General features: G+C 39.0%; 21 protein-coding genes and 2 tRNA genes. 12 read left to right on the plus strand and 11 right to left on the minus strand.

What is annotated here, in order from left to right; translation table 11 throughout:
* Positions 1-245: 245 nt before the first annotated feature.
* A tRNA-Met gene (locus tag NY014_RS03320) sits at positions 246-319 on the minus strand.
* A gap of 215 nt (positions 320-534) precedes the next feature.
* Between NY014_RS03320 and NY014_RS03325 the strand changes: the two genes are divergently transcribed.
* The 8 genes from NY014_RS03325 to bshB1 all read left to right on the plus strand — a co-directional run bounded on the left by NY014_RS03325 (position 535) and on the right by bshB1 (position 9,150).
* Positions 535-930, plus strand: coding sequence for an START-like domain-containing protein (locus tag NY014_RS03325; protein WP_259413109.1), 396 nt, complete (start codon positions 535-537; stop codon positions 928-930).
* 68 nt (positions 931-998) lie between these two features.
* On the plus strand, positions 999-2,789 hold the full coding sequence (locus NY014_RS03330; RefSeq protein WP_259413110.1) for an LptF/LptG family permease: 1,791 nt from the start codon (positions 999-1,001) through the stop codon (positions 2,787-2,789).
* A gap of 60 nt (positions 2,790-2,849) precedes the next feature.
* Positions 2,850-3,125 (plus strand): 30S ribosomal protein S15, encoded by a 276-nt coding sequence (gene rpsO, locus NY014_RS03335; protein ID WP_259413111.1) that lies wholly within the window; start codon positions 2,850-2,852, stop codon positions 3,123-3,125.
* Between the two features lie 97 nt (positions 3,126-3,222).
* The gene (gene pnp, locus NY014_RS03340; RefSeq protein ID WP_259413112.1) at positions 3,223-5,370 is read left to right on the plus strand and encodes a polyribonucleotide nucleotidyltransferase; all 2,148 of its coding nucleotides are present in this window, start codon (positions 3,223-3,225) and stop codon (positions 5,368-5,370) included.
* Positions 5,371-5,426: 56 nt separating this feature from the next.
* A complete protein-coding gene (locus NY014_RS03345) occupies positions 5,427-6,290 on the plus strand; it encodes a sigma-70 family RNA polymerase sigma factor (RefSeq protein ID WP_026951708.1) in 864 nt (287 codons plus the stop codon).
* Positions 6,291-6,436: 146 nt separating this feature from the next.
* A complete protein-coding gene (trxB, locus tag NY014_RS03350; RefSeq protein ID WP_259413114.1) occupies positions 6,437-7,381 on the plus strand; it encodes a thioredoxin-disulfide reductase in 945 nt (314 codons plus the stop codon).
* Between the two features lie 7 nt (positions 7,382-7,388).
* Positions 7,389-8,429, plus strand: coding sequence for a M23 family metallopeptidase (locus NY014_RS03355; RefSeq protein WP_259413115.1), 1,041 nt, complete (start codon positions 7,389-7,391; stop codon positions 8,427-8,429).
* A 1-nt stretch (position 8,430) separates the two neighbouring features.
* Complete coding sequence (gene bshB1 / locus NY014_RS03360) at positions 8,431-9,150, plus strand: bacillithiol biosynthesis deacetylase BshB1 (RefSeq protein ID WP_259413116.1); 720 nt, start codon at positions 8,431-8,433, stop codon at positions 9,148-9,150.
* Here the strand turns inward: bshB1 and pdxH are convergent, their stop codons facing one another.
* On the minus strand, positions 9,151-9,783 hold the full coding sequence (gene pdxH, locus NY014_RS03365; protein WP_259413117.1) for a pyridoxamine 5'-phosphate oxidase: 633 nt from the start codon (positions 9,781-9,783) through the stop codon (positions 9,151-9,153).
* A 106-nt stretch (positions 9,784-9,889) separates the two neighbouring features.
* On the opposite strand from pdxH, the gene NY014_RS03370 reads away from it, so the two are divergent.
* The 3 genes from NY014_RS03370 to NY014_RS03380 all read left to right on the plus strand — a co-directional run bounded on the left by NY014_RS03370 (position 9,890) and on the right by NY014_RS03380 (position 12,724).
* Positions 9,890-10,459, plus strand: coding sequence for a YqgE/AlgH family protein (locus tag NY014_RS03370; RefSeq protein WP_259413118.1), 570 nt, complete (start codon positions 9,890-9,892; stop codon positions 10,457-10,459).
* 48 nt (positions 10,460-10,507) lie between these two features.
* Positions 10,508-12,541, plus strand: coding sequence for a DUF349 domain-containing protein (locus NY014_RS03375; RefSeq protein WP_259413119.1), 2,034 nt, complete (start codon positions 10,508-10,510; stop codon positions 12,539-12,541).
* Between the two features lie 110 nt (positions 12,542-12,651).
* A tRNA-Thr gene (locus NY014_RS03380) sits at positions 12,652-12,724 on the plus strand.
* A gap of 53 nt (positions 12,725-12,777) precedes the next feature.
* On the opposite strand, the gene NY014_RS03385 is transcribed toward NY014_RS03380, so the two are convergent.
* From NY014_RS03385 to NY014_RS03400, 4 genes are all read right to left on the minus strand, one after another.
* Entirely contained in the window at positions 12,778-13,452 is a 675-nt protein-coding gene (locus tag NY014_RS03385; protein WP_259413120.1) for a DUF2490 domain-containing protein, read from the minus strand.
* A gap of 232 nt (positions 13,453-13,684) precedes the next feature.
* Complete coding sequence (locus NY014_RS03390) at positions 13,685-14,803, minus strand: Gfo/Idh/MocA family protein (RefSeq protein WP_259413121.1); 1,119 nt, start codon at positions 14,801-14,803, stop codon at positions 13,685-13,687.
* A 105-nt stretch (positions 14,804-14,908) separates the two neighbouring features.
* The gene (locus NY014_RS03395) at positions 14,909-15,769 is read right to left on the minus strand and encodes a sugar phosphate isomerase/epimerase family protein (RefSeq protein ID WP_259414125.1); all 861 of its coding nucleotides are present in this window, start codon (positions 15,767-15,769) and stop codon (positions 14,909-14,911) included.
* A 2-nt stretch (positions 15,770-15,771) separates the two neighbouring features.
* On the minus strand, positions 15,772-19,275 hold the full coding sequence (locus NY014_RS03400; protein WP_435520613.1) for a PVC-type heme-binding CxxCH protein: 3,504 nt from the start codon (positions 19,273-19,275) through the stop codon (positions 15,772-15,774).
* A 129-nt stretch (positions 19,276-19,404) separates the two neighbouring features.
* On the opposite strand from NY014_RS03400, the gene NY014_RS03405 reads away from it, so the two are divergent.
* Positions 19,405-20,289, plus strand: coding sequence for an AraC family transcriptional regulator (locus tag NY014_RS03405; RefSeq protein WP_259413123.1), 885 nt, complete (start codon positions 19,405-19,407; stop codon positions 20,287-20,289).
* Here the strand turns inward: NY014_RS03405 and NY014_RS03410 are convergent.
* The 5 genes from NY014_RS03410 to NY014_RS03430 all read right to left on the minus strand — a co-directional run bounded on the left by NY014_RS03410 (position 20,286) and on the right by NY014_RS03430 (position 26,096).
* A complete protein-coding gene (locus NY014_RS03410) occupies positions 20,286-20,963 on the minus strand; it encodes a LytR/AlgR family response regulator transcription factor (protein WP_259413124.1) in 678 nt (225 codons plus the stop codon). The genes NY014_RS03405 and NY014_RS03410 overlap by 4 nt on opposite strands.
* A gap of 3 nt (positions 20,964-20,966) precedes the next feature.
* Positions 20,967-22,376: a sensor histidine kinase gene (locus NY014_RS03415; protein WP_259413125.1), complete on the minus strand. Its 1,410-nt coding sequence runs from the start codon at positions 22,374-22,376 to the stop codon at positions 20,967-20,969.
* Between the two features lie 213 nt (positions 22,377-22,589).
* Positions 22,590-24,056, minus strand: coding sequence for an SLC13 family permease (locus NY014_RS03420; protein ID WP_259413126.1), 1,467 nt, complete (start codon positions 24,054-24,056; stop codon positions 22,590-22,592).
* A 135-nt stretch (positions 24,057-24,191) separates the two neighbouring features.
* Entirely contained in the window at positions 24,192-24,998 is an 807-nt protein-coding gene (locus tag NY014_RS03425; RefSeq protein WP_259413127.1) for a hypothetical protein, read from the minus strand.
* Between the two features lie 369 nt (positions 24,999-25,367).
* Positions 25,368-26,096, minus strand: a complete 729-nt coding sequence (locus NY014_RS03430; RefSeq protein ID WP_259413128.1) for an ABC transporter ATP-binding protein — start codon at positions 26,094-26,096, stop codon at positions 25,368-25,370.
* Between the last annotated feature and the right edge of the window lie 2 nt (positions 26,097-26,098).

Raw genomic sequence — 26,098 nt, forward strand, 5'->3', positions numbered from 1 at the left:
TTCGGGAAGGCTTTTTTGTTTTATAGGTTTTTGATTTTGTCCTTTTTCAAAAGGAGTAGTGCTAAAAAAGTAAGAATAATAAAAAGGGTCTCTTTTACCGAAAGCTCCCGAAAGAATTCGGGATGAAGATAGGAGTTGAAGGTTCTTACCTTAGGCAGGTTCCTGCGCGCTAAGGCTTAGTTGATATGAATTCTGCCAATAGAATTTTGTGAAATAAAAAAGGCTTCCGTTTCCGAAAGCCTTTGTAGCGAGGACGGGAGTTGAACCCGTGACCTCAGGGTTATGAATCCTGCGCTCTAACCAACTGAGCTACCTCGCCAGAATATCTTAAGATTTTTTTGGTATTGAAATTTCAAATTAATGCCTATATTAAAACACCAACGATCAATACTTCTTTTTGACGCTGGAAACGTATTTTCCAACCTTGTAAACCTCCCGTCTGAATGGGAATGCAAATATGAGACCTTGTATTATTAAATGCAAGTTGGCGTTCTTTAAAAAAATGAAAATTTCACCCCGGTAATTTTAGAAATCATGGTTAAAAATAAGTTTGTCGCTGATTATCAAATCAATGCTTCGAAAAAAATTCTTTTTCATTATATCAGCACTGCAAGTGGTTTAGAAGAATGGTTTGCAGACCAAGTAAGAATCAACGAGGATAAAGTCTATATTTTTGAATTTGATAACGAGGAACATTATGCCCGGATGGCCTCGATTCGAAATAATTCCCATGTGAAGTTTGAGTTTTTTGATCCGAACAATCCAGATGAAGAGGATCATTCTTATATAGAATTCAAATTGGAAGAAAATGAATTGACCCAAACGCTTTTTCTAAAGGTTATTGATTATTCCGATGGGTATGATGATGAGGAGCTAGAGGCTATTTGGGATGGCTTGGTTGGAAAACTTAAAGAAATTATTGGTGGTTAATTGCTGAGGATTCACCAACTTTGAATCATGAATCTCGTAGCCTTCACTTGAAGGTGAACTGAGTATGTATGAAGAAGTTAGATAAACTTATTTTGGGCTCTTTTATAGGGCCATTTTTATTGACCTTCGTGGTAGTTGACTTCATTCTACTGATAGTCAACATGCTGAAGTATTTCGATGAAATTTTTGGTAAAGGGCTAAGCTTTTGGATTTATGCTGAATTGATCGGCTATTTTGTCGTCAGTATTTCACCTATGGCTTTGCCTTTAGCTGTGTTACTCTCCAGTTTGATGACTTTTGGGAATTTAGGAGAGCATTTTGAACTAACAGCCATAAAAAGTAGTGGGATTTCATTAGTTCGTGCCCTTAGGCCAATCGGAGTTTTTACAATTATCTTGGTGTTTCTGGCCTTCCTATCCAATAACTACTTGGTGCCAAGAGTCAACCTCAAAACTTTCAGCTTGCTGTACGATATCCGAATGAAATCACCTGCTTTGGATATCCGGGAAGGAATTTTTTATGCGGGAATTCCAGGCTACAGTATCAAGGTCAACAAAAAAATTGGGGACAATGAATTAAAGGATATTATCATTTATAATCACAATGATATCCTTGGCAATCTAGATGTTACCATCGCCGATTCTGGTAGAATGGAAAAATTTTTGAATGAGAATTACATGAAACTCACGCTTTATAATGGAATCAATTATAATGAGTCCAGAGCGATGAGAGGAATTTCAGAAAAGCCAGTTGAGTTTCGAAGGACCACCTTCGATGAAAATGTAATCATTTTTGATATGGATGAATTTCAGCTCAACCGGACACCTGAAGATCTTTGGTCTACCAATCGGGCGATTAAGAATATTTCAGAAATAAAGGTTGGGCTGGATTCTATCTACACACTTGTCAACGATCAACGCTACCTTACCTATCAAACTGCCTCAGGAATCTACCCATATTTTACTAGGAATAGAAAACTAAACCCTGTTTCTCAAATCGAAGAAAGAAAATCCATTGATGATTCCCTTCGTGCAGAAAAAGCAAGGATCGAAAGAGCAAAGCAGGATTCTATTTTAGAGGAGAAGAATTTATTGAAAAGGGATACCACTATCCAAAAAGTAGAATCTCCTGAAAACAGATTATCCGTCTCTGATACATCCCAGAGCCTTGATATCAAAGCTGCCGCCAAACTTTCAAAGAGTGACTCAATTTTTCAACTCAAACAAGTAAACAGATCTAGAGCACAAGATTCACTTCCTGATGAAAATGAAGAAGATTTTGTAGAAAACCCTGTAGAAGATGAAGTAGGGGAGCAAATGCTTCCTCAAAGGCTCACTCCTTTATCTGAAGAAGAAAGAGACAGGATAGACTCTATTGTTTTTAAGAGAGGGTATAGATCCAACGCTTTAACCATGGCGTTGAATAATGCTCGAAACTTGAAAAATAACTTTAATCAGAAAAAAGTTACAATAGAGAACTTTGAAAGGGAATATCGACGATTTGAAATTGCCTGGCATCAAAAGTATACCCAAGCTTTCGCATGTTTTGTAATGTTTTTGATCGGAGCTCCATTAGGAGCAATTATTAAAAAAGGTGGGTTAGGGATGCCTGTTTTGGTTTCTATCATTTTCTTTATCGTTTATTACATGCTAACTATAACTGGAGAAAAATGGGCTAAAGAAGGTGTGACGGATCCTATTATAGGCACTTGGTTTTCCTGTGTGATGCTTTTGCCTTTTGGTTTATTCTTTCTAAAGCAAGCAAGAAAAGATGCCCGGCTTTTTGAACCTGACTTTTACATCGAGTGGTGGAAGGGTATGAGAAGACGAATTGCTTCCCGAAAAGCAAAAACAACTTGATGTTTTATTTTCAAATTAATACCCTTACCTTTGTAGCTGTTTTAATTAATTTAGCTAAACATGTATTTAACATCAGAGAAAAAACAAGAGTTGTTTAAAAATCATGGACGGTTAAAATCTGAAACTGATACTGGATCACCAGAATCTCAGATTGCCCTCTTCACCCATCGAATCAAGCACCTAACGGAGCATTTGAAGCAAAACAAAAAAGATCACTCCTCTAGACTTGGTTTGTTGAAGTTGGTAGGAAAGCGTAGAAGCTTATTGGACTACCTCCATAAGAAAGACATCGAGCGATACAGAAGTATTATCGCCGAGCTAGGAATTCGAAAATAATCCTAAGTAAGGTTCTCCGAGTCGAGAACCTTACTTTTTTCTTTTTCAGCTGGACGCGTTTATTTTTAAAACAGAAGAAAAATCATTATCAATATTTATGTTACCAAACTTAATCACCAAAACCATCACGCTTGAGGATGGTAGAGAAATTATTATCGAAACAGGTGCACTTGCTAAACAAGCCGATGGTGCAGTTGTAGTGAAGTTAGGAAAGGCCATGCTCTTGGCTACAGTTGTATCCAAAAAAGAGGCTGGCGAAGGAGTTGACTTTTTACCACTTTCAGTAGACTATCAAGAAAAATTTGCGGCATCCGGAAAGATTCCAGGAGGCTTTTTGAAGCGAGAAGGAAGATTGTCAGATTATGAAATCTTAATTAGTCGATTGGTAGACCGTGCTATTCGTCCGATTTTTCCGGATGATTATCATGCCGACACCCAAGTAAATATTACCCTTATTTCATCCGATGAAGACGTTCTCCCTGATGCATTGGCAGGATTGGCAGCATCAGCAGCTTTGTCAGTATCAGATATTCCTTTTAATGGCCCAATCTCTGAAGTAAGAGTTGCGAAAATCGATGGCAAATTGGTTATCAACCCATCTCCAGCGGAGCTAGAGAAGGCTACACTTGAATTCATTGTAGCAGGATCTTTGGATTACATCTTGATGGTAGAAGGAGAAGCTTCTGAGATTTCTGAAGACGAAATGGTTGAAGCACTTCAATTTGCCCATGAGGAGATTATCCGTCATTGCCAAGCTCAGGTTGAATTAACCAAGATGGTTGGTAAAGAGGAAAAAAGAGAGTATTGTCACGAAAAGTCTGACCCAGCTTTGTATGAAAAGATGCGGTCAGAGCTTTATGATAAATTATATGAATCTGTAGGCAAGCAAATTGCCAACAAGTCAGAGCGTTCTGCTTTGATTCAAGCCATTAAGGAAGAGTTTGTGGATAGCCTAGGAGAGGAACATGAATTCGAAGCAAGCTTGATTGGACCTTATTTCCATAAAATCCATAAGGAAGCTGCTAGAAATCTGACCTTGAATGAGAAGAAGCGATTGGATGGCCGAAAGCTTGACGAAATTCGTCCGATTTGGTCAGTAGTTGATTATTTGCCTTCAGCACATGGTTCGGCAGTTTTCACTAGAGGAGAAACACAATCCTTAACCACTTGTACCTTAGGTACTAAGATGGATGAAATGATGATTGATGGAGCCGTGATTTCTGGCTTCAATAAATTCTATTTGCATTACAATTTCCCTGGATTCTCAACAGGCGAGGTAAAACCAAATAGAGGACCTGGTAGAAGAGAAGTGGGTCATGGTAATTTGGCCATGAGAGCTTTGAAAAAAGTTCTTCCGCCAGAAGAAGAAAATCCATATACTATCCGAATTGTATCAGACATTCTTGAATCTAACGGTTCATCTTCAATGGCTACCGTTTGTGCGGGATCTCTTGCTTTGATGGATGCTGGAATTCAGATTAAAGCTCCTGTTACCGGTATTGCAATGGGGATGATCTCTGATTCTTCAACTGGTAAATATTCCATTTTGAGTGATATTCTCGGTGACGAGGACCACTTGGGTGACATGGATTTCAAAGTGACCGGTACTGAAAAAGGTATTACAGCTTGTCAGATGGACTTGAAGGTAGAAGGTTTGGATTACAGCGTTTTGAAAGAAGCCTTGTATCAAGCAAAAGAGGGAAGACTTCATATTCTACACGAGATTTCTAAGACCTTGGCTGCTCCAAGACCTGATTTGAAACCTCATACTCCTAGATCTTACACCATGATGATTCCTAAGGAATTGATCGGTGCTGTAATTGGTCCAGGCGGAAAAGTAATTCAAGAAATTCAGAAAGATACTTCTACCACTATTGTGATTGAAGAAGTAGATAATCAAGGAAAGATCAATATCTTCTCCGCAAACCAAGATAATCTTAATAAGGCGCTTTCACGAGTTAAAGCTATCGTAGCACAACCTGAAATCGGGGAAGTGTATACCGGTAAAGTGAAAAATATTCAGCCATTTGGTGCATTTGTGGAATTTATGCCGGGTAAAGATGGTTTATTACATATCTCGGAGATTAAATGGGAGCGTCTTGAAAGTATGGACGGCGTTCTGGAGCCGGGAGAAGAAATCGTTGTAAAATTGATTGATATTGACAAAAAGACCGGAAAATTTAAGCTATCGCGAAAGGTTCTTTTGCCAAAGCCTGAGAAATCTGGTCCAAAAAATCAAGAGTAACTTCTGATTTATATTAATTTCATTATCTTAACTGAATTCAACCAATAATATTCTGAATGAGGCAGCTGAAGATTAGCAAGCAGATTACCAATCGAGAGAGTCAGTCTCTGGATAAGTATCTGCAGGAGATTGGTAAAGTGGATCTCTTGACAGCAGACGAAGAAGTAGTTCTTGCCAAGCGAATCCGTGAAGGTGATCAATTGGCTTTGGAAAAATTGACCAAAGCTAACTTGCGCTTTGTGGTTTCCGTGGCAAAGCAGTATCAAAACCAAGGTCTTTCATTGGGTGATTTGATCAATGAGGGGAATTTGGGTTTGATCAAAGCTGCACAGCGTTTTGATGAAACGCGAGGATTTAAATTTATTTCTTACGCCGTATGGTGGATTCGTCAGTCCATTTTGCAAGCCCTTGCAGAGCAGTCTCGAATCGTAAGATTACCATTGAATAGGGTAGGTTCCCTCAATAAGATTTCCAAGACTTTCAGTGAATTGGAACAAAAATTCGAGCGTGAGCCATCACCTGAAGAATTGGCGGAAGTTTTGGAAGTTACCGCTTCAGAGGTTGTCGATACTATGAAAATTTCTGGCCGTCACGTTTCTATGGATGCACCTTTTGTACAAGGTGAAGAAAATAGTCTTTTGGATGTGTTGGAAAATGACGGTGATGAAAAACCGGACGATGGTTTGATGACCGACTCACTTCGGAAGGAAGTTCAAAGAGCGCTTTCAACGCTTACTCAACGAGAAGCAGATGTAATCACTCTTTATTTCGGTTTGAATGGTGAACATGCAATGACTTTGGAAGAAATTGGAGAGAAATTCAATTTGACTCGAGAGCGTGTTCGTCAGATTAAAGAAAAAGCTATTCGAAGATTGAGACATACATCGAGGAGCAAGACTCTCAAACCTTACTTAGGTTAATAAAATAAAAGGGGTTTAGGCCCCTTTTTCTTTTTAAACTTTAATTTTCAAAAATGATATGAGTCACATTTGGGAATTTTAACAAGTTCTAATTTTGTTGGCTGATAGGAAAAGTGAAAATTTAACGTTCTTAATTTCATTTACAGATGAATCAAGATTTAGAAAAAGTAAAAGTTCTGATCATCGGATCAGGACCAGCAGGTTATACAGCAGCTATTTATGCTTCTAGAGCAGGTTTAAAGCCAGTTTTGTATACTGGAGGACAACCAGGAGGTCAATTGACAATCACTACGGATGTAGAAAACTATCCAGGCTATCCAGAAGGAATCATGGGGCCTGAAATGATGGAGGATTTCCGTAAACAAGCTGAGCGGTTCGGAGCTCAAATTCGTTATGGAGTGGTTACTAAGGTCGATTTCAATCAGAAACCACATTTGATCACAGTGGATGATTCAGTTCAGTTATATGCAGAGACTGTGATTATTTCTACTGGCGCATCGGCAAAATGGCTTGGTTTGGAAAGCGAAACCCGACTAAACGGTCGAGGAGTATCTGCCTGTGCAGTTTGTGATGGTTTCTTTTTCCGAGGTCAGGATGTAGCGATTGTAGGTGCGGGAGACACAGCCTGTGAGGAAGCTTCTTATTTGTCTAATATTTGCAACAAAGTATACATGCTTGTTCGTAGAGATGAGATGCGTGCTTCTCAAATAATGCAAAAGAGAGTTCTAAATAATCCGAAAATCGAAGTCCTTTGGAATACAGAGACGGAAGAGATTCTAGGAGATAAAGAAGTGACAGGAGTACGGGTAGTCAATAATAAAACACAAGAAAAACGGGATTTAGCAATTTCTGGCTTCTTTGTTGCTATTGGACACCAGCCAAACACCGAGGTATTTAAAGACTTCATTCATATGGATGAAGCTGGATATATCAAAACGATTCCTGGAACTACAAAAACCAATGTAGAGGGTGTATTTGCTTGTGGAGATGCTCAAGATAATGTGTATCGGCAGGCAGTTACAGCAGCAGGAACAGGCTGTATGGCCGCTCTGGATGCAGAGCGATATTTAGCTGAAATGGAAATTCATTAAATCATTCATGAAGTATCTTCGATTGATACTATTTACGGGAATTATGCTGAGCATTGGAATTACTAATTCCAATGCTCAAATTTTTCCTAAAATCATCAAAAAAGACCGAAATCAAACCCAAATAGAGACTCAAGAGCGAAAGAACATTGAATTGAGAGGGTTTGATCAGGAATCCTATTTGCGTACCCTTTCCTCGATTACAGATTCAATTATTTTTAAGAACAATGTGAATTTGGGTAAAGTCCGTTCCATCGTATCCGAGGATCAGGACTATATGATTTGGGCTCCAACTAATCGTCTGGCAAAAGTATCCGAGCAAGTTTTAATTGATAGTATCTGGGTAACTGCCTATGAATACTATTCCACATGGGATTCAAAAAAGGTAGATATCTACAATTTTGATATCAACAATTTTCAAGATACAGTCAAGGTTAGGCTTTACGATCCTTTTTTTGGATATGATTGGAAAATGCCTTTAGAGAAAACTCCAGTAACATCCCGCTTTGGTTACAGATGGAGAAGATGGCATTACGGGACAGACTTGGACTTAATTACAGGAAATCCAGTTTATGCTGCTTTTGACGGGATAGTCAGGGTCAGGTCTTATGATCGCTATGGTTATGGTTATTTCGTTGTAGTAAGGCATAAAAACGGCTTAGAGACCTTATATGGACACCTATCTAAAATATTGGTAGATGTAGGACAAGAAGTTAAAGCTGGAGACCTAATCGGAAAAGGAGGAAGCACAGGTCGAAGTACAGGTTCCCATTTGCATTATGAATTGCGCTACCGAGGTCTGGCTTTTGATCCCGAATTGGTCTATAACTTTGATGAATCAAAAATTCTGAGTCAGGAATATTTAATTACCCCAGAAACCTTTTCTCACTTGGCAAAGGCAAGACAACAGATTTACCATCGCGTAAAAAGAGGGGAAAACTTAAGCAGTATTGCTAGAAGATATGGAGTCTCTGTGGGAACTATTACCCGTTTAAATGGGATTGCTACTAGAAGCATATTACGAGTAGGACAAAATCTAAGGATTCGATAAGATGAACAAACTGGATATTTTAGTGATTGCAGCTCATCCTGATGATGCTGAATTGGGTTGCTCTGGTACTATCGCAGCACATGTGGCGAAAGGATATAAGGTTGGAATTGTCGATTTAACCCAAGGAGAGATGGGAACTCGGGGAACTCCTGAAACCCGAGTAAAGGAGGCTGCTGATGCATCTAAAATTCTTGGACTTTCTGCTCGCGAAAACATGGGATTTCAAGATGTATACTTTCAGGATGACACAAGCCATCAACTCGCTTTGGTAAAAGTTATTCGAAAATATCAGCCTGACATAGTGCTTGCGAATGCTATTTCTGATCGTCATCCTGACCATGGTAAAGGCTCTTCTTTGGCTTCAAAGGCCTGTTTTATGAGCGGTCTTCGTAAAATCGAAACATCCATGGATGGAGAACTTCAGCAGCCTTGGAGACCAAAGTTTGTTTATCACTTTATTCAGAACAATTATATAGAACCGGATTTCGTAGTGGACATCACGGATTATTGGGATGTAAAAATCAAGAGTATCCTAGCATTTAAGTCCCAATTCTATGATCCAAACAGTAAAGAACCGGAAAGTTTTATTTCAGACCCTGATTTTTTACCGTTCATCGAAGCGAGAGCCCGTGAAATGGGACATAAAATTCTTGCTACCTACGGAGAAGGTTTTACTGTAGAGCGGATGATGGGAGTAGAAAATCTATTTGATTTGAAATAATCAGGGAGCTAACCTGGATATAGTCCAGGTTCCCTCTCCATTTAATTCATACAAGATTCTATCATGCAGGCGACTTGGTCTTCCTTGCCAAAATTCAATTTGGTTTGGAATAATACGAAAGCCTCCCCAATGCGGTGGACGCGTTAAAGGTTTTGTTTCGAATTCCTTTTTATAGTTTTCAAGTCGTTTTTCTAAAAAATCTCTATTGATTTTTTCACTTTGAGGGGAAGCCCATGCTCCAATTTGAGATCCTATAGGGCGGCTCGTAAAATATTCATCAGATTGCTTCTCGCTAATTACTTCCACATCACCTCTGACACGCACCTGACGTTCTAACTCACCCCAATAGAATGTCAAGGCTGCTTTTGGGCTTTGAAGTAATTCTCTTCCTTTTTCACTTTTGTAATTGGTGAAAAAGACGAAGCCATAATCAAGTTCCTTTAGCAATACAACGCGTCCGTTTGGATAACCGTCTAGTCCAATCGTCGAGAGAGTCATTGCATTGACTTCCAAAACTTTGGAGTCGACCGCTTCTTGAAACCAAATGTGAAATTGGGTAAAAGGATGCTCTTTTACATCTTTGATTTCTAGTGATTTAAGTGTGTATTCTTTACGTATAGATGCAATGTCCATAAAGCTCGTGCTTTTGATTTTCTTTAGGAATAAAAGTACAATCAGTATTGCATTTATAAAATTTCAGCCTATATTTTTCCTAAGTTTTATTCAAAAATGTAGGCCAATGAAGAACGATGGTATTTCGACTCCAAAAGCCGGTGATTTGTTAATTTCCGAGCCGTTTTTACAAGACGAAAATTTTTCTCGGTCAGTAGTGTTACTGTGCGAACATAATGAAGAGGGGAGTTTTGGTTTAGTATTTAACAAACCCTCTATTTTAAGGTTAAATGAAATTGTAGAGGAATTAGAGTTTCTTGACGCAGAAGTATATGTTGGTGGACCTGTGGAGCAAAATACCCTTCATTTTGTCTATTCTGGTGAAAAAATATTGGAAGGCAGTATTGAAATAGGAGATAATTTGTGGTGGGGTGGAAATTTTGAGGAATTGGTTTCGGGTTTGAAAACCGGTTTAATTTCCGATGACTCCATTCGTTTTTTCTTAGGCTACTCAGGCTGGGGGCCAGGTCAATTGATAGATGAGCTTACAGAAAATGTGTGGATCATTTGTCGTGAAAACCTTGATTTGGAGAGTTTTTCAAGCACTCCTGAGGAACTTTGGAGAAGCTTATTGAAAAGCATGGGAGGGGAGTTTAAGGTTATTGCAAATTATCCTACTGACCCACGATTAAATTAGCCAAAATCCATACATTTGCCCATAGAGACTTGAAAAAGTAATGTTTTTATGACTGATCAGAGTAAAGAAAAGTCCCAAGAGGACAAGGTGACCCAAGCTTCCGAAAATGTTGAAGCAACAGGTAAGCAAGAAGAAAAAGTAGAAACCAATTCACAAAAGGCTGAGTCGGAAGAATCTGCGGTAGTTTCTGAAGAAAGTAAAGCTGAAGTGAAAGCTGAGAATCCTGTTGAGGAAGTTTCAGGTTCGGCAGAAAAAGTAGAAGAAACCGCTGTGACAGAAGAAACTCAAGAACCGTCTTCAGAAAATGAAGTAAAAGGTGAGGTTGAATCTTCTTCCGAAGAGGAGGATGAAGAGGAAGAAGACCATGATTCCGAAGAGGAATTAGATCTAGAAGGTCTAGGAAAGGCTGCTTTGGTGAAACTTATCAAAGAAAAAACTCTCCATGCTTCCAATCTCATCAAAATCGAACGGATTGTTAATGAGATCAAAACAGCGTTTGATGAAATTACTCACAAGGAGCGGGATGAAGCTTTAGAAAAATTCAAAGCAGAAGGTGGAGCAGAAGATGATTTTGATTTCCGGCCATCTGATGAGGAAAGAGAGTTCAATAAATATTATTACGAGTATAAGACCAGAGTAAGTGGTATCCGAAAGGAAGCTGAAAAAGTCAAAGAGAAGAATCTGGAGCTCAAAAATGAGATTCTCGATAAACTTCGGGATTTAGTCGATGGTGAGGAAACCACGCTTAGCATGAATGCCATTAAGGCTATTCAGCAGGAGTGGAAATCCATTGGACCTGTACCAGCATCTCAAAACAGGAATCTTTGGGCGAGTTACAATGCCTTAATGGATAGATTCTATGATAATCGAAGTATCTATTTTGAGTTAAAGGAACTTGATCGAAAGAAAAACCTAGAGAGCAAATTAGAGCTTTGTGAGAAAGCCGAAGCTTTAAAGGATGTAGCTGATTTGAAAGAGGCTATTAAAGCTTTGAATGAGCTTCATGAAGAATTTAAGCATATAGGTCCTGTTCCAAGAGAGGAACAAGAGCCACTATGGCAACGCTTCAAAGCTGCTTCTGATGCTATTTATGACCGAAGAAAGGTTTATTACGATAGCCAAAAAGAAGTCTTCAAGAAAAATCAAGATGAGAAAGAAGCACTGATCGAGAAATTGAAAGGGTTTCTTGAATTCAAAGGAGATAGAATCAAGGATTGGAATACCAAAACCAAAGAGATTCTTGAGATTCAAAAAGCCTGGGAAAAGATCGGTCCTGTTCCAAGAGAAAAAGGAAGAGAGATCAATAAGGCATTTTGGAGATCTTTCAAGCAGTTCTTCAGCCATAAAAACCAGTTTTTCAAAGAACTGGATGAAATCAGAGCTACTAATGCTGCAAAAGCAGAAGAATTGATTCAGAAAGCTGAAGGATTGAAAGAATCCACTGAATGGCAGTCTACAGCCAATGAAATGATCAAGTTGCAGCAGGAATGGAAAAAACTTGGTCCAATGCCGGAGAAGAATCGAGATTCTTTGTATAAGCGATTCAAAGGAGCGTGTGATTATTTCTTTGATAGCCGTAGAAATGCCAATAAGCAGGCAAATTCTGAATACGAGGAGAATTACAAAAAGAAAGTAGAGCTTTGCGAGCAAATTGAAAAAGCGGCCTCTGGAACTCCTTCTGAGGAAGAAATCACAGAATTTGTTCAGCAATTTAATGAGATTGGTTTTGTGCCTCGTAAGAATATGAAAGAGGTTCAAAATAAATTCAAAGCTGCAGTTGATGTCTATTTGGAGAAACTTTCCGAAGACTTTGACCGTGAAGATTTCTTGTTCAGGTTGAATTTGAACCGAATTCAAGGTGATCCAAATGCTACGAGAACCATGAACAAAAAAGAGCATGGAATCCGTAAACAAATCGCAGATTTGGAAAATAACATCACGCTTTGGAAAAATAACTTGGAGTTCTTTGCAGCTTCCAAGACTGCTGACAAATTGAAGGATCAATTCGACGCTAAAATCCAAAAGGCCGAGGAGGAGATTGAAAAGCTGAAGAAAAAGCTATCCATTCTTCGAGAGTTTTAATTTTTTTCTCGCTCAAAGTGAGGAAGATAGCTTTGAGTAGGAAAAAAATCATGATTAAGCATTTGGAGCAAAAAAGCCGAGCGCATATATTTGCACCACGTTAAAGGAAAGCCTCTTTAGCTCAGCTGGTAGAGCAACTGACTTGTAATCAGTAGGTCGCTGGTTCGATCCCGGCAAGGGGCTCAAAAAACCACTCAGAAATGAGTGGTTTTTTGTTTTATATGGGGTTTTGGGATTTAATTCAATCGATGAAATAAGCGTACGCGCAAGACATTTTGAGCAGGTCGAATCCCATCCTCATTAAAAACTCGGGAACGTTGAGAGATAAAATGAAACTCGTAGCGGAATTGCTTCGAAATTTTATGCCCTAAAGCAAAGTGTAAGCGAGTTTGATTTACAAATAATTCTCTTTCAACTTGTTTATCGATAGTTTGAAAGCCTTCAAAAAGAGATTGGAAGAAGATTGGCCGTTTTTCTCCCAACCAAGTGATATCTTTTGTGTTTACCCCAATTAAACCTCGAACTCTTACATTGAAAGTGTTATTTTCTTGAAAATAGAAAAAGCGCTCTTCAACTCGGAAACGGTAAAAAAAGTCGATAGGTCCTGCAGTTGGAGTTTTTAATGTGATACCTTGATGCAAGCGAAATTCATTCAAGACATTGCTATTTTCAAAGGAAGTTCCAAACCAAGCAACTGCACCCGAAAGACTTACTTGATTATTGACTTTAAATGTGGCTGTTGGTCGGATTAAAGTCTGTTTCCAATCCGGATTGGTAAAAAGGCCCCGAACTCCCGCATCTCCTCCTAGAGAAACTTTTTCGCTTAAAGGAAATTTCAAAGCATAGTTGAACCAAAACTGCTGATCAATCACACGAGCTTTGAGCTCTATAGATTCAAAGAATCCAAGCACACAGAATAGTAGTGTGATTAAAATTTTATGGTTTCCGGAAATTAGCATTCAGTCTAATCCTCAGGGTTCAGGATTGGTGTGAAACGATAGAATCCTAATTTATATTTTAGTATATAAATAGATAGATATTTTATGTAAACTGTCTCTTTTGAGGTATAAATGATAAGAAGAATAAAAAAAGAAAGCAGCTTCAATATGGAAACTGCTTTCTGACTACAACAGGTTATAAGGTTTATTTTTTGCTAAGTGTAAATTCAGGGAGATACTTGATTTTTCCACCTTCCATGGCTGATTCATGGGCTAAAATTCCTACACAAGTAATATTTGCTGATTGCCTTGCATTTGGATAAGCATCTCTGCCTTCATCCAAAGCAGAAAGGAACTCATGGACTAAATGCGGATGAGAACCTCCATGTCCAGAACCTTGAATAAAGGATAAATGCTGATTTTCGTCCGAGTCATATACTCCTTGGGTGGTGAAATTTTGAATGCCTTCCGGAAGTAGGTGAGCATAATCGGGAATTTTAACCCGCTCAGGAACTTCTCCAGTATGAATCACAGAATCTTCATGCTCGATCAAGGTCCATTCAAAGGATTTCTTCGACCCATACACGTCAAAGCTTTCTCGATATTGTCTGGCCGTATTAAACAAAGAACGTGTTACCTCTGCGGCAAGATCGGAGTCTTTCAATTTGATATGGCAAGTCTCAATCGCAAATGGAGAACCGTATTTTGGAATTAGATTTTCATCAATGCGTCCTGATCCTAAGCAAGAAACATATTCTGCTTCACCTTTAAGCAAGGCCAAAACTGGTCCCACACAATGTGTAGCATAATGCATAGGAGGGAGGCCTTCCCAATAGCCGGGCCATCCAGCCATTTCCTGCTGATGCGAAGCTCGAAGGAATTGAATCTTGCCCAATTCTCCTTTTTCATAAAGCTCCTTAACGAAAAGAAATTCCCGGCTGTAAATGACCGTTTCCATCATCATATAGGTCAATCCCGTTTGCTCGCTCAGCTCTACAATTTGTCTACACTCCTCAACGGTAGTTGCCATTGGGACTGTGCAAGCTACGTGCTTTCCTGCTTTTAGGGCTTTTATGGATTGCTCTGCGTGATTTTGAATAGGGGTGTTGATATGGACCGCATCGATGTTGGGGTCTTTCAAAAGCTCATCATAATCGGTATATACTTTTTCTATACCGAAAGCCTTTCCGATTGCCTCTGCCTTTTCCTTGTTTCGTTGACAAACTGCATACATGTTTGCCAAAGGATGCTTTTGATAGATAGGAATAAATTCGGCTCCAAATCCTAAACCGATGATTGCTATGTTAATAGGTTTTTTACTCATTAGTATATCAATTTTGGGTTTTCAAATTTTGTAAGTGTCACCCTGAGCGGAGTCGAAGTGTTGTTGATTCCTCTCAGGCTGACAAGATTATTGATAATCCTTGATCTAGTTTCTTGCCCACTTTTTAAGGAATTCCAATCCTTCTTTGGCAAAGCCATCTTGACTTGGAACCAATGGTTTCCATATACAAACCGCACCCGCCAATTCTTTTACATTGGGTGTGAAACTTTCAATAGAAATGGTGCCGCTATAGCCAACTTCTTCAAGACCTTTTTTCCAAGCAGCCCAGTTGGTTTGTCCAGTTCCCGGAGTACCTCTGTAGTTTTCCGACACCTGTACGTGGATTAATTTATCCCCAACACTTCTAATAGCCTCCTCAATACTTGGTTCTTCAATACTGACATGAAATCCATCTAATAAAGCTTTTGCCTGAGGTTCATTAATGTCAATTATTAATTGCTTCAATTCCTCGGCAGTGTTGATTAGGTCCGTTTCAAATCGATTGAGGGTTTCTAAAGCGATCTCTAAACCGAATTCACCTGCACGATGACAAACCTTGCGAAGATTTTGAACAGCACGATCCCATTCTACTTTCCGTTGCTCAGGAGATACCAGTCGTGCCTTGCCTACAGCCGAATACATTGGGCCTGCAACAAATCCAGCTCCTAGTTCGGCAGCGATTTCAAAGCAAGAATCTAGATAATCAAAGCAAGTTTGATGAAATGTCGGATCCTCATGGGTAAAATCCCTGGTAGGACCAAAAGCTCCACAAATGATGGGTTTTAGCTCATTTTCCTTCAGAGCAGCTTTTACCAATTTCAAATCAATGAGGTCTGGATCTTCTACAGGAATTTCCACAGCATCATATCCAAACGACTTGATTTTCGGAAAAAGAGAAACCGTATCCTTATTAAAAGGGGAGGTCCATAGCCAGGTACTAACTCCAAATGTTACATCTAAAGCCATACCTATTCTACTTTCATGATTCCATTCATCATTCTCCAGTGTCCAGGAACGGTACATACAAATGGATATTCACCTGGCTCGCTTGGAGCTACAAATACTAATGATTCTCTCCCTTCTGGATCTACCAAACGGGTTGCAATAATCACTTCTGGTATGCTTGGGACATAATTCTGCTCGGCTCCTTTAGGATTTCGGGCAAGTTCGTCTGCTGCTTTTCCAATAATCTCCAAAGATCCTTTCTGGCCTATCACCATATTGTGTTGCATGAAATCAGGATTTTCGAAATCTATGGTAACCTGAGAGCCTGCCTTTACGGTAAAGCTAGTCTTGTCATATTTCATTTCATGCGGAACCACTGCGATTTTGACAAAAGAGGTACCATTTGCAGCTACTGTTGCAGAAGTAGTTTCTTCCTCATCCAAGGCAGTTCCTGGTTTGCGAAGTGAAAGTGTGGATTTATTGCTTAGACGGCCTCCAAACCACCAAGTACCTTCATATTTTCCGACTACATTTCTGCTATCATTTTGTCCTACACGTACTCTATTTGGGCTGAGAGACTCTGTGAATAATCCTTTGGTCTTTCCTTGGCCGATTTCCTGACCATTGATTTTTAGGCTCATGCTACCATCTTCCAACAAGGAGGCATTAATGGTAAACTGTTCTTCAGGAAGTCCTTTTTTGGAGCTTAAAATCGTCAAATTGTTATCCTGTGCTACAGCAAAGTGCAAGGCATCCTGATAGATATAAAGGCTATACCCATTGGTGTTATTTCCTTGTGCAACTAATACGCCTTCGAGCGGATTCTCACCCTTAGAGACCATCATGCGAATGTCGATTTCTTTTCCTGCAACGTCAGGAGGGAAAAGGATACTATTGCGCTGGTCAAGTGGATATTGCTCTGCAACCAAACTTCTGCTGATCCGATCAGATAAGGAAAGCTCGGTGTTTTCATCTGCTTGAATCGCTGTAGAAATTTCCCGTTTTGCAAATTCAGTTGGATGAGATAAAACCGCGGCAAAAATTGCTTGTGGTAAATAAGCATCTTCTCCGTTTTCTTCGTTTTGGGATACTTCTACGAGCATTTTAGCAGCATCTTCTGAAAATGGCATATCCGAAATTGCCAAGAATGCTTCTTTACGAGTATGCAAATCCGAATCGTTAATAACATTGGAAGCCATAATTGCTTTCAGCGAAGTTGCAGTCCTTGGCAATACACGAATAGCATTCTTGCGAACCGCTGCTGAAGGATGGTTTAGAGCTCTTTCTACCACTCGAATAGCTACTTCATTTCCTCCATCCAATTCACCCAATCCATGAAGCGTCCATAGCGCATTAACGGCCGGTCCATTCAATCCAATTTTATCTACTTCCTGATTTTGTATGATTCCATACAAATCTTCCAATACTGATTTATCCTGCTTTTCAACAATCAAACGTTGAGCAGTCATTCTCCAAAACAGATTGTCACTCTGTAAGGCCTCGATTAACGTCGCTCCGTCTGCATTTTTAAGATCAAAGGTCTTGGAGTCTTCACCACCTTTATAGCTGATTCGATAGATACGACCATGTTGGCTATCTCGAAGTGGATTGATATAAGCATTTCCAGCTCCGTTTTCAAACCCTCTTGGGGTTGGATTGTGCTGAATGATAAAATTGTACCAATCAGCTACCCAAAGAGCTCCATCAGGTCCAACTTCTGCATGGACAGGAGAGAACCACTCGTCTGAACTTGCTAGAATGTTAAAGCCGTTTTTCTCAGTAAATCCAGAACCATCAGGGTTGATAATTGCATGGTGAAGAACGCGGCCGGTAGGCTCAGAAACGAAAGCAATCCGATTCCAATAATTTTCAGGGAAGCTTCTTGCCGTATAAAAATTATGACCTGCAGCTGCAGTATATCCTCCATGCCAATCCACCTGACGTAGGAAAGGAGTGAGGTGAGGCATGTCATAGTGGCTATCGATTCCATGTACTGTGTTGGCAGAGCCTTGGAATATGGGGCGTCTTACATAATTATTGGCCATTGAAAAATAAACACTGTGCTGACCGTTGGCAGTAGAAATGAATGTTTCAAAATCCTCGGTAAATCCTAGACCCCAAGTATTATTGGAGGTATTACCTAGGTATTCCATATTTTCTCCATTCGGTTCAAACCGATAAACACCTTGCCCAAAAGAATGCTGTTTTCCGCTGACTTCTCCTCTAAAACCTGAGTATCCTAATACGCCCCAGATTTTATTATCAAAACCATACTTTAGATTGGATGGACCTGCGTGAGTATCACTTTTGCCCCATCCTGTCATGATAACTTCTCGTACATCCGCTACATCATCTCCATCGGTATCTTTTAAGAAGACAAAATCAGGAGCCATGGAAATCAAAACACCTCCATTGACTGCCATAATGGAAGTTGGGATGTTTAGGTTTTCGGCAAAGACTGTCGCTTTATCAGCTTTACCATCACCATCCGTATCTTCTAAAATTTTGATTTTGTCATTTCCTCCTTCGGTTCTTACTTCATTTGGATAGTCAACGGTTTCGATGACATATAATCTTCCTCTTTCATCCCATGTCATAGCCATTGGGTTGATGATCATGGGCTCACTAGCAAAAAGCTCCATTTCAAAACCTACCGGAATCTGAACAAGCTTCATGCTTTCTTCTGGAGAAAGTGGCAATTGGAAACGAGGAGCTGGATCTCTTCGTTCATAATTTGGAATTTCAGCATCCCGAAATTGCGGAACAGGTATTTGATAATCTGCCAAAAGCTGATTCACTTGATCACCTACTGCCCAAAGGATTCCATTCGCAATTAGCTCTTGGAATTCAGGTTGCTTCCAGGTTTCCTCATTATGTCCATAAGCCGTGTAGAAAACACGCCCATTTCCTTCTTCCAAAGTCCAGGCATATGGCTCCCGATGATCGCCTTCGACACGCTCCATCAGCACATGCATATTGGGATTGAGCTGAGAATGCACATAAGTTTCATCCCAAGTTTCAAACTCCTCAATACCTTGCATGATAGGATGGGAGGGATCTATTATCTCAGCGGTGAATTTGCCTTCTTCATGGGATTTGAATTGTCCGCCTACAGTTTCCACATACCAATCCGAATTACGGAAACACCAAGAAGCACTATGAACCGGAATAAAAGCCTTACCGCTTTGAATAAAGTCTTTTAATGCTTTTTCCTGATCAGAGGTGATTTCATCATGATTGGCATAAATCATCAAGCCATCATAATTATATAAAACATCCTCATTCAGATCTTTGGGATCCGTCGTATAGGTTAAGTTGATTCCTTTTTGAAATAGGGGGATCCCCAGATGGAGCATCAATTTTTCTGAATTATGATGCTCACTTTCATGTCCAAGAACTAGAATTTCCACTCTTCGTGGTTCGGTCATGGATAAGTAGGTCTCCTTCTTTTTACTGCAGGACACGACCAGCAGCAGTAAGAGAATTAGAAGGGAATAAAGAGGTGATTTTCGATTAAATTGGGTCATCATTCTGATTTACTTTTTTGGAAAGCTATATTCTAAATAATTCAGGTTCAATGCTCACTGTATTTATTTGAAAACTGACTGAATTTTATCATTTTGTTGAACTAAAGGGAATAAAAACAAAAAGATACAGTGAAAAATCCAGTTAAGAAAACACGTATTCCAGAGCAGAAAGCCTTTGTGATTCAGGAATTAATCGCTCCATTTTTTGATGTTAACTGGCATTTTCATTCCGAGTACCAATTATTTGTTGTGCTGAAGGGGAGAGGTACCCGGTTTATCGGGGATCATATGCAAGCATTTCGGGAAGGCGACATGGTTTTTACGGGGCCTAATTTGCCTCATTTGTGGAAAAATGATAAAGAATATCATGATCCTAAAAATGGCCTCGGTACCCATGGTATCGTAATTTATCTTCCCGATAATTTTTTAAATCAATCGGTTTTTTCTCTAGAAGAATTTGAAGGAATCGCTCAAATGCTGAAAAAGTCAGAAAGGGGAATTGAAGTGACTGGCAAGACAAATCAGCTAATCACGGAAATGATGAAAGAAATGCTTCATTTGAAGGGGACCCAGCGAATTATTCAGTTATTGAAAATTCTCGAATTGATGGTTGATTCACCGGATTGTAGATTGATTACCAATGCGGGGTACATCAACTCCAATAAAGAGTCTGAAAAGGATAGAATGGGTCAAGTCTATGAATATGTGATGCAGAATTTTCAGGGAAAAGTTAGTCTTAAGGAGGCTGCACGAATTTCCAATCTTTCCCAATCAGCCTTTAGCCGATATTTTAAATCTCGTGTGAATAAGACTTTTTCTGAGTTTTTGACCGAGGTTCGAATTTCCCATGCTTGCAAATTATTGCATGAAAGTGATCTGAATATCAGTGAGATAGCCTATGAATGTGGGTTTTTCACCCTTTCTAATTTTAATAGACTGTTTAAGGAACGCATGAACCAAACACCACAAGAATATCGGAAGGAATTTTTGGATGCTTTTGCGGCTGTTTCTTAATCCAAATTGATTTTTTCAAAAACCTCATCAGCATACGAGGAACTAACAGGAACTGTGAATTTCCCAAGACGCAACTGATGCTTTTCGGCAACTTTGATGTGGTTTTTATTTGCCAAGAAAGAACGGTGAGTCCGGATGAAATAGGAAGGGAGTAATTTCTCGGCCTCTTGTAAAGTCATTCGGGTTTGATGACAAGCGTCTATGGTTTGAAAATGGACATAATTCCCCTTGGATTCACAAAAGATTAAATCTGAGAAATCAATTCGAACTTGTCCTTCATTAGTTTTGATAAAGATCCAAAGCTCTTCTTCAGCATGAGATGAAAACCAATCTCTAGCTTTTTGACAGGCTTTCAGAAAACGTGGAAAGCTGAATGGCTTCAATAAATAATCCATAGCATCCAAATCGAAGCCTTTTACTGCATAATCCGAATATGCGGTGGTGAAAATTACCTCGGTTCCTTTGGGAAGCAACTGAACCAAATCTATCCCCGAAATATCAGGCATATTGATATCCAAGAAAAGTAAAGGAATGGAATGCTCTTTCAAGTATTCCAAACCTTCTATTGCATTGGTGAATGTGGCCTGAATTTCCAAAAAAGGAACTTTGGCAGCATGGGATTTAATTACTTCGAGGGCAAAGGATTCGTCATCTATAGCGATGGCTTGGATCATGGTTTATTGAATTTGAACCGAAAAATGGACAAAGAAATCGGTATCGTTTGAAATGATGTTCAATTGATGTCGATTAGGATATACCAAATTCAGTCGCTTTTTGACATTATCCAAACCGATGCCCGAGGATTCTTCTGATTTTTCCTTTGATTTCGAAGCATGCACACTGTTTACCAAATCCACATGAACCGAACCTGAAATACATCGCAGGTTCATTCGAATCCAAGATTTTTCCTTTGCAGAAATGCCATGTTTGAAAGCATTTTCCAAGAAAGGAATCAAAAGCATAGGAGCTATCATTCCTTTGCAGGAATCATCATTGATCTGGAAATCAACTTCCAGATTGGATTGAGCTCCAAATCGCAGCATTTGCAGATCAATGTAATTTCTCAAATAATCGATTTCCCTGGAAAGAGGAATTTTAGCCTGTTGGTTTTCATGAAGCATAAAGCGCATCATATCTCCCAGCTTTTGAATTCCATCAGAAGTTTTTTCTGCATTTTCCATGAGGGCACTTGCATATAGCGTATTTAGCGCATTGAAAAGGAAGTGAGGATTGATCTGGGAGCGTAAGAAATCCAGGTTGGCATTCCCTTGATTTACCTCAGTAGTAAGGTTCAAAATTTGCCCGGTCATGGATTCATATTTTTTGAAAATTAAATTCGATAAAGGGTTGATTATTAATAGAATAATTCCATTCACCAAGAATCCAATTAAAATAACTTCTTCCTTATTGTTATAAGCTCCAATGATCATGAATAGCATAAATACTGCGATCAATAAAAGTGCTGTAAACCAATTGGCTTGACGTTGTTTGCCGGCTTTTCGCTTTCCGTAAATCAAGAAAAAATTGTAGGTAACAATCCCAAGAATGACTGGAAGAAAGATCAGGAATACGATAATCACTGATTCTCCGATGATTGTTTTTTGTCCTAAAAAGAGGAAGAAGATCAAAACAATAAAGGTCAAAATCAGTCGACTGAGATTGTAAAAAAAGTAATTAGGGAATCGGGGAGGTGTAAACATCCCCTTGAGTACCAAAGAGCCTCCCTGATGACTGATATACAGAAATATAACTCCCAAATAAAGCTGGAATAGATTTTCAAAGCTGGAATTGAGTCCAATGGTTAAAATCGATGAAAACAGAAAACCCAATCCTAATGTCAAGATTCCAAAGCCGACTAGTGGTCCTATTTTTTTTGTACTTAAATAGTTGGGAATCAATCGCATGTGGAAAATATAAAAAGTCACATACAAAGCTGTAGGAATGAAAATCTTGGCGTAGGAGGGAGAACCGCTAGAAAGCCAGCGATGGGAATTGATGGAAGTGAGGTTGAAGAGCACAATGCTCACAAAGAGTAAAGTGGTAATCCACCATTCAATCTGTCGGAAATCAAAACTTTTCGTTTTCATCTTTTAAATAAGAGTCAAAATGGAAATAAGGTGATAAATCAAGGCAACCAAAAGAAGAAAATAAAAGCCTTTATGTTTTTTGGGTATAGAAGCGATACGTTTCATCTTGTTGTCTGATCTTTTGACAACATTACTAGCAGAATAGATCAACCACAATTTCTTGGGATGAAAGGGCTGGATTTTGGGACAGAATGTGAAAATCCCCTTTATTTCTTAAAATGGATTGGTTTGAAGGTCAATATTCCAAAGAGTAGGCAATAGGTAATAAACCAAAAGCGTGACGATGAGAATTGATAAAATATTCAGCCAGAAGCCTGCTTTCACCATATCATTCATTTTTAAGTAGCCCGAACCAAATACCACCGCATTGGGAGGGGTGGCCACGGGGAGCATAAATGCACAACTGGCTGCCAAGGTTGCACCAACCATTAATCCAAAAGGATGAAGATCAAGTTTAAGGGCTACAGACGCCAAAATGGGGAGAAGCATGGAGGCTGTTGCGACATTGGAAGTCACTTCGGTCAAGAAATTTACAGCGGCTACAATAATTAGGAGCAATAAGAAAAAGGATATTCCTTCAATTAATGTAAACCGTTGACCAATCCATTCAGCCAAGCCTGTTTCTTTAAATCCTTCAGCTAAAGCCAATCCACCTCCAAAGAGTATTAAAATACCCCAAGGAATGGATTCTGCTGTTTTCCAATCGAGAATTCTTTTAGTTTTAGTTGAATCGGGGAGAAGGAATAGGAGAACAACTCCCGTTAACACAATGATGGTATCATCAATTCCCGGAATTAATTTGACCAATAAGAAGCTTCTTGAAATCCATGAAAAACAAACTAAAGCGAAAACCGCAAGAACAGTTTTTTCTTCAAATTTCATTTTGCCAAGCTTTTTCAATTGTTCTTTGACAATGGATTTTCCTTCCTCTAGGCGATAATTTTTAGGAAGGGGATTGGCAAAATTGACTAAATACCACCAACAAATAGCGATTAAAATCAAGGAAAGCGGGAATCCAAAAAGCAACCATTCATTAAACCCTATGGAATATCCATATAGATCTTTTACTACGGCTGCTAATATGGTATTGGTAGGAGTTCCGATTAAGGTGGCCACACCGCCTATAGATGCGCTGTATGCAATTCCCAACATGATATTTTTGCCAAGTTTCTTAGCCAGTTTTCCTTGATGACCGGATAATTGTTCTTGAAATTGTTTAACAACAGCCAATCCAATAGGTAACATCATTAACGATGTTGCTGAATTTGAGATCCACATGGATAAAAATCCAGTGGCTAAAATAAATCCTAAAACTATCGTTCTTAAGTCAGTGCCAATTAAGTTAATAATCGATAGGGCGATTCGTCGATGCAAATTCCATTTTTCGATTCCTGTAGCCATTAAAAATCCACCCATATAAAGCATCACAGTTGGATGCATATAATTAGCGGAAACATTATTTATAGGAAGAATTTTTAACGTAGGCATGATGATCAACGGAAGGAAAGCCGTTGCTGCAATAGGTAATGCCTCGGTAATCCACCAGATTGCCATCCAGGTAGCTAAGGCAAGCATAGATAAAGCTTCAGGATTCAATCCAGGAGATTGAACAAAAAATAAAATTGCAAGAAAAGAAATAGGTCCAAGGAATAGGCCGACAGTGGAAAGAGAGATTTTCATTCGTTGCTAAAGGGTAGAAACTTATGCGTCTTGAAATTAGAAATAAATATGAAATCTGAAGGCTTAAAATTATTTACTTAACATAATATAAATTATGTAACAATTGTCTATCAAATGGATATATAGTGAATTCTTTTAATAACTCCATTTAACTCTAAAATATGCTCTGTGAACAGCTCCTTTGAAAACTTCGTTTTGTTCTGCATAAAATGATTGCCAAAAAAAATCCAAATCTAAATTTGAAGCTAGATTATACTGAAAATTCGGAAGAACTAATAATAGATTTGTTCCTGGTGAATAAATGGTAGAAAAACTGCCCGAAAACAATGGCGTAAATTGTTTTGAAGTAATTATAGCTACATTCCATTTAGTTGGCATCAAATTTTGAGGTGTAAGTTCAAAGTCTGATAGATCCAATAAATTCAAAGGATTTGCTGTTCCAAGGCTATTCATTAAAAATCCAAGATTTATATACCAGCCTTTAGCAAATAAATAATCGGATTCCAGTGTTAAATTAATTTGGGAATTGTCTGCTTTATGGGCTGTGAAAAATTGTATTTCACCCTTAAATCCAAAATCTTTAATATTTCCTGACCATCCTGTACCTAGAGTTAATTTTTCTCGAAAAACTCCTGTAGAAAATTGAAAATCATAATTCCATTTATTGGTGAAGTATTTTAGAGCTGCTACAATGTTTTCTTTTTCAGAAGATGTTGCTAGGGCAAACTGAATATTGCTCATTCCAGTGAAATTATATTGGAATTTGATTGCATCACTCCCAGGTCTTTCCTCATAATCGAAATCCAAAAAATTATAGGTATTGAAGATGTCGTTAGGATTCCAAAGTGTGCTCATCCCCCAATTTATACGCTGTTTTCCGAGTCTAAAATCCCATTTATCTGCCCTATATTCCAGCCAAAGCCGATCAATATAGGTTTGCATTAGGACATTACCCGAATTAAACCAGATTATGGAAGTATTGAGTCTGGCTTCCGAGTTGGTGATCAAGCTGGAATAATTCGGGGTATTTCGGATTTCCTCACCCCAAAATATCCGGTTCCGAAATTCAGCTGCACCAGAAATTCGCTCACTAGGATTCCATTTGAAATTTAGACGATGATGAATCAGATTTCCATTAATGGACTCATCAAAATTTCCCGTAAAGGTTTTATTATTTAGGTATTTTAAATATCCACCAATCTCCCACTTCGGTGCTTTTTCGAGTTCCCATTCCTCTTCCTGTCCAAATAAAAAACCAGAGGACCCTACCACAATTAAATATAAGGTAAGTAGGAATTTGAATCTCATAACTTACTCTTTATCAATAGGAATAAAATGTTCACCTGAAGTATCAATAGCTCTTGTGTCGGAATGAACCTGTCCATCCACCAAGGTGATTACTCGCCTAGCTCTTTCAATTACCCTAGGATCGTGAGTTGAAAATATAAAAGTGATATTTTCTTCCTTATTCAGTTTGGCCATTATATCTAAAAGCTTGATAGCTGATTTGGAATCTAAATTGGCCGTTGGTTCGTCCGCTAGAATGAATTGAGGCTTGGATGCCAGTGCCCTAGCCACTGCGACTCTTTGCTGTTGTCCACCTGATAGTTGAGCCGGTCGGGTGTTCATTTTCTCTTCCAAACCGATTTCCTGAAATAAAATCTTTACCCGTTCATCTATCTCTGATTTGCTCCTATGCTGTAGTTGCATGATCAGTTCCACATTTTCCCGGGCGGTAAAAACTGGAATCAGGTTAAAGGATTGAAAAACAAAACCTATGTTCTTCAGGCGGAAATCAATCAAAGCATTTGGTCTCAAAGATGTAATATCCACTCCATTGATTAAAATATTTCCCTTGTCTGGTTTGTCCAAACCTCCCAGCAAATTCAGAAGTGTAGTTTTTCCGGATCCGGAAGGGCCAACCAAAGCGGTGAACTCTCCCCTTTCCAAATGCAAATGCACATCCCTAACCGCATAGATTGGGATGGTTTCCGGATTGAAGGTTTTGCTGATGTTATGTGCATCTATGACTGTATTCATGG

Origin of the sequence: Algoriphagus limi, assembly GCF_024919275.1 — a bacterium.
Taxonomy (GTDB): Bacteria; Bacteroidota; Bacteroidia; order Cytophagales; family Cyclobacteriaceae; genus Algoriphagus; species Algoriphagus limi.